We start from the raw sequence: 2,018 nt of genomic DNA, 5'->3' as shown, positions 1-2,018 counted from the left end.
GCCAGTTGGCCGCCATTGCCGAGGACCTTGGCCGGGTGGCCGCGCCGCAGCGCACCGCCCCACGCCGGGCCGTGTTTGACCTGCAACGCATGCTGCGCGATGCCCACGACGCCGTCGCCGACCGCGCGGAGCGCAAGGGCCTGGCCATCTCATGGTTCATGGCGCCGCATCTTTCGCAACTGTACGAAGGGGACGCGGGCCAACTGGGCGAGCTGCTGCGCCTGCTGGCCGAAAGTTCGGTGCGTTCCACGGACAAGGGTTCGGTGCACATGTCGGTGCGCCGCGTGCCCGACAGCACGGACCCCGGGCATCTGCTGTTCACCGTCAGCGATTCCGGGGCGGGTGCGCCGCCGCACAAGCGCAGTGTCAGCGCGCTGGCCCGGGCGTGGGAAATGGCCGACGCCGCCGGGGGCACCCTGACCGTGGAAAGCGGACGGGGACAGGGCACCACCATTTCGTTCACCGCGCGGCTGGTGGCCCTTTCCGGCGATGCCACCGCGCCGCGCCCCTTCGTGGGCGTGGACCTGACCGACGATCTGCGCGTGGCCCGGCCCACGCCGGATGCCGTCACGGCGGCGGACCATCTGCATCTGGGGCCGGTGGCCCCGCGCCGCCCGTTGCAGGTCATCGTGGCCGACGACGTGCCCAGTAACCGCCAGTTGCTCGCCTTTTTCCTGGAAGGACTGCCCCATGCACCGCTGGAGGCGCGCGGCGCCACCGAAGCGGGCATCCTGTACCGACGCGCGCCCTCGGGCCTGGTCATCATGGACGGGGACATGCCGGAGGACGACATCGTGGCGGCCCTGGCGTCCATCCGCGCCTTCGAGCAGGAGCACGGCCTGCCCCCGGTGCCGGTGCTGGCCCTTGTGTCGCACGAGGCGCAGGCCGAGCGCATGCTGGCCGCCGGGTGCACCGAAACGCTGGAAAAGCCTCTGACCCGCAGCGGCCTGCGCGCCGCCGTGCAGCGGCTGGCCTCGCCCCATGCCGAGCCGGATCCGCAACCCGAGTACACGGGCTACGCCGGATACGGGGCCAGCGCAGCGGAACTGCCGTACGGCGAAGAAGGCGACGACGCCCACGCCGCGCCGCCGGATTTCGCGGAACTGCCGGACCTGTTCCTGGCCGCTGCCGGGAACGGTGCCGATGGCGGTCTGGCCGGTAATGCCGGGACAGACGAGCTTTCGCTGGCCGGAGATGCGGCCCCGGCGTGGGATGCACCCGAGGCCACGTGGGACGGTGCGCATGCCGACGACACCCCGGCCCGCCCCCATGATACGATCATGGATGCACTGCCGGAATTGCCGGACGGAGAGTCCAGGCCTGACGGAGACGCGCTTGCCGAGCCCGCAGCTGACGAGCCCACGGCGTGGCACCCCTGGGATCGCCCCGTGTCCGGCTCCGTGCTGCCCGGGGCACTGGCGACGGGCGCGCAGGAACTGGCTCCGCTCAGCCCCGAAGCCGCCCATGCCATGGCCGATGCGACAAGCCCGGGCGAGGACCACGCCGAAGCCGAGGAACTGCCCGACCTGTTCGGCGCGGACATCTTTGCCGTGGGGCATGCCGATCCCGCCGTGGCACCGCAGGCGTCTGCATCCGGCGCCACCCCGGCAACCGGCGCATCGCACGATGGCAGCTTGCTGCCCGAAGGCGGATCGTTGCTGGACCTCATCGTCACCGACGCCGAGGATGCCGAACCCGTTGACGAAGCCCCCACCGCGCCAAGCCAGCCCCCGGCAACTCCGCCCTCGGCAGCCCCGGACTCTGCAAGCCTGACCCCGTCCATCATGGCGGAAGAACCTGCTGCCACGGTCGCGGCTGCTGCCACGACCGCCGCTGCTTCCACTACGGTTTGGGGTGACGATTTCGAGGAATCCGTGGGCGAACCCATGCCCGTGGCGACTGCCCCTGCCCAGCCACCGGTTGCGGGCGCTGCCGCAACCACCGCCCGGCAGGAGCGCGCAGACGCGCATTCCGAAGGGGCGGGCGCTGCGGTGCGCAAGCCATCTTCCCCCGCCGAC

Annotated in this window: 1 protein-coding gene; it reads left to right on the top strand. The window is 71.8% G+C overall.

Annotated elements, in window-relative coordinates:
* On the top strand, positions 1 to 2,018 hold a 2,018-nt coding region (locus tag FVW27_RS14250), incomplete at both ends, for a response regulator (protein WP_167126294.1).

The organism is Nitratidesulfovibrio liaohensis (assembly GCF_011682075.1).
Lineage (GTDB): Bacteria > Desulfobacterota > Desulfovibrionia > Desulfovibrionales > Desulfovibrionaceae > Cupidesulfovibrio > Cupidesulfovibrio liaohensis.
This window is presented reverse-complemented; position numbering and strand designations above follow the sequence as displayed.